Source organism: Streptomyces sp. NPDC002690 (assembly GCF_053592415.1).
In genome coordinates, this window is record NZ_JBSFVR010000576.1 from 1 (window position 1) to 3,048 (window position 3,048).

At 71.5% G+C, this 3,048-nt stretch carries 3 protein-coding genes; 1 reads left to right on the forward strand and 2 read right to left on the reverse strand.

Annotation, left to right across the window (positions count from 1 at the left end; translation table 11 throughout):
- The coding region (locus ACWD3D_RS35380) for a DUF2510 domain-containing protein (RefSeq protein ID WP_451464776.1) at positions 1-516 on the reverse strand (516 nt) is incomplete at its 3' end.
- A 214-nt stretch (positions 517-730) separates the two neighbouring features.
- Here ACWD3D_RS35380 and ACWD3D_RS35385 point away from each other — a divergent pair.
- The gene (locus ACWD3D_RS35385; protein ID WP_451464777.1) at positions 731-1,222 is read left to right on the forward strand and encodes an SsgA family sporulation/cell division regulator; all 492 of its coding nucleotides are present in this window, start codon (positions 731-733) and stop codon (positions 1,220-1,222) included.
- A gap of 34 nt (positions 1,223-1,256) precedes the next feature.
- Here the strand turns inward: ACWD3D_RS35385 and ACWD3D_RS35390 are convergent, their stop codons facing one another.
- Complete coding sequence (locus ACWD3D_RS35390) at positions 1,257-2,633, reverse strand: FAD-binding oxidoreductase (RefSeq protein ID WP_451464778.1); 1,377 nt, start codon at positions 2,631-2,633, stop codon at positions 1,257-1,259.
- Between the last annotated feature and the right edge of the window lie 415 nt (positions 2,634-3,048).

Below are 3,048 nucleotides of genomic sequence, written 5' to 3' on the forward strand. Positions count from 1 at the left end.
GCTCCACCGCCGCCCTCGTCGCCACCTACCGGTCGCTGCGCGGTCGCTGAGCCGGTGACCGAGGGGGAGCGGACGCCGCGCCTGAGACCTCCGGCCCCAGGAGACGCGCCGGTCGGCTTCGTTCCCGAAGCCGGCCTGCCGGGAGGTGTCGGCCTGCCACGCGGAGGCGGGCTCGGGGTGGTGGGCGCGCTCGACGGGGAGGCCGCCCGGGTGGACGGGGGCCTGCTGGGACGGGTCGAACCGGGCCGCCGCGGCCTCCTGGGCCGCTTCCTCCTCGTCGAAGAAGACCGGGCCGGTCTCCTCGACGGGGGCGGCGGGGGCCGCGCCCTGGTGGTGGTTCTCCACGGCCGCTCCCGCGCCGGCAGAGGCCGTCGCGTCCTGCCCCGGTGCGGGACGGCTCGTCCCGGGAACCCACGAAACGCCGTTCCAGTACCGGACGTAGCCGGGGATGGAGGGGTCGGGGTAGTACCCCTCACGGGGGCGGTCGTCACCGGGTGCCGGAGTTGGCGCGCTCATCAGCGGGTCCCGTATCTCTTCGTAGCCGCAACACAAGAGTCAACATCTATCAGACCACCGCCTTCCCCCGGGCCGGTCCTGGTGTTTGGGCCACTTTCAGGTCCCGTCGAAGATTTTCTCTTCAAGTCGCGTCATCGCGGACGGGGAGCGCGCTCTCTCCTTGTGCGGGCCGGTCGCGGGACCGGTCCCTGGGCATCGAAAGGTCGTGCATCCCATGCGCAACGTCGTGGAACGTGAGCTGGAACTGAAGCTGGTCCTGTCGCCCGAGCGCTCCATTCCCGTACCCGCCCGGTTGACGTACCGGGCGGACGACCCGTACGCGGTGCACATCGTCTTCCACATCGGCTCCCAGTCGCCGGTGCACTGGACGTTCGCGCGGGAGTTGCTGATGGAGGGGGTGTTCCGGCCGTGCGGGCAGGGGGACGTACGGATCTGGCCGACGAAGGTGGGGCAGCGCGACGTCATCTGCGTCGCGCTGAACTCCCCGGACGGCAACGCCCTGCTGGAGGTTCCGTCCACCTCGGTGTCGGCGTGGCTGGAACGGACCCTCGGCATGGTCCCGCCGGGTACGGAGAACGAGGGCCCTTGGGGCGAGACCGTCGACCGGGAGCTCGCCGAGCTGCTCTCCCCGCTGCCCGCCGACGACCTGTGGCTCGCCGATCCGTTCGGCCCCGACGACGCGTCCCAGGAGACCGACGAGGCATGAGAGCCTGCCGGGTGGCCTTCGACCGGCCGGTGGCTCAGAAGAGTTTGCCCGGGTTGAGGATGCCGAGCGGGTCGAAGGCCGCCTTGATGCCGCGCTGCAACTCGACTCCCACCGGACCGAGTTCACGGGCGAGCCACTCCTTCTTGAGGACGCCGACGCCGTGTTCACCGGTGATGGTGCCGCCCAGTTCGAGACCGAGCTCCATGATCGCGTCGAAGGACTCGCGGGCCCGGCGGGACTCGTCGGGGTCCGCGGGGTCGAAGCAGACGACGGGGTGGGTGTTGCCGTCGCCCGCGTGGGCGCAGACACCGATGGTGAGGCCGTACTTCTCGGCGATGGCGGCGGTGCCCTCGATCATCGCGCCGAGCCGGGAGCGCGGTACGCAGACGTCGTCGATCATCGTGGCGGGCTTGACGGTCTCCAGCGCCGGGAGGGCCATCCGCCGCGCCTGGAGCAGGAGTTCGGACTCGGCGGCGTCGTCGGCGGGAACCACCGCGGTGGCTCCGGCCTCGGTGCAGAGCTCTCCGACCGCGGCGAGATCGGCGGGAGCGTCGGGCGTGTCGAAGGCGCAGAGGAGGAGCGCCTCGGTGGATTCGGGCAGACCCATGCGGGTCGTCGCGTTCACCGCGCGGACCGTCGTACGGTCCATCAGTTCGAGGAGTGAAGGGGCGTGTCCTCGCTCCATGATCCGGCAGACGGCGTCGCAGGCCGCCTTCGCCGAGGGGAACTCCGCCGCGAGCACGAGCCGGCTCGGCGGTTTGGGGCGGAGCGCGAGGACCGCCTTGACGACGATCCCGAGACTGCCCTCGGAACCGACGAAGAGCCGGGTGAGGTCGTATCCGGCCACGCCCTTGGCGGTGCGGCGGCCGGTGGTGAGGAGCCGCCCGTCCGCGAGGACGACGTCGAGGCCGAGCACGTACTCGGCGGTGACGCCGTACTTGACGCAGCACAGGCCGCCGGAGGCGGTGCCGATGTTCCCGCCGATGGTGCAGGTTTCCCAGCTGGAGGGGTCCGGCGGGTAAGCGAGGCCGTGTCGGCCCACGGCGCGGGAGAGGTCGGCGTTGACGACGCCCGGTTCGACCACGGCGATCCGGTCGACGGCGCTGATCTCCAGGATGCGGTCCATCTTCACCAGGGAGAGCACGACGCAGCCCTCACTGGCGTTGGCGCCGCCGGAGAGGCCGGTACGGGCGCCCTGCGGCACCACCGGTACGCGCAGTGCGTGCGCGGTGCGCATGACGTGCTGGACCTGTTCGACGGTTCGCGGAAGCGCGACCACCAGGGGTGTTCCGGCGTCGCAGAAGCTCGCCATGTCCCGCGCGTACGACGCGGTGACGTCGGGGTCGGTGAGGAGTGCCTCGGCGGGCAGGCCCGCCCGAAGCAGTGCGAGGAGATCGTCCCGGTCGTCCATGCCTCCAGCCTGGCACCCGGCCGCCAATGGTGTGAACCCGTCTGCGGCGACAGTTCCGCAGCGCGGTGCGCTCTGGGTGCTGACGCAAAGTGATCGTATGGATGTCATGCCGCAGCAGAACCCGGATGCCCGTACGATGCCGCCCGCTCCGCCCTTGCCGCAGGACGGGCCCGGCCGGGACACGCAGCCCGAGGGCGGACCGCACCCGCCGCCCGAGGTGCAGCCCCCACCCGCCGACGTGCAGGCCCCGCCCCCCGCGTTGCGTACCTCGCTGCGGCGGGCGGCGGTCGGGGCGGTGGCCGCCGGGGTGCTGGTGGCGGGCACGTGTGGAAGGACGTCGCCGACTTCTCGAAGTTCAACAACGACACGAAGTTCCCCATCGTCGGTGACGGCCCGTTCGTCCTGACCGACTACA

Excerpts from the sequence above, each read along its gene's own strand:
- ACWD3D_RS35385 (WP_451464777.1), top strand. The coding sequence starts at position 731 with ATGCGCAACGTCGTGGAACGTGAGCTGGAACTGAAGCTGGTCCTGTCG.
- ACWD3D_RS35390 (WP_451464778.1), bottom strand. The coding sequence starts at position 2,633 with ATGGACGACCGGGACGATCTCCTCGCACTGCTTCGGGCGGGCCTGCCC.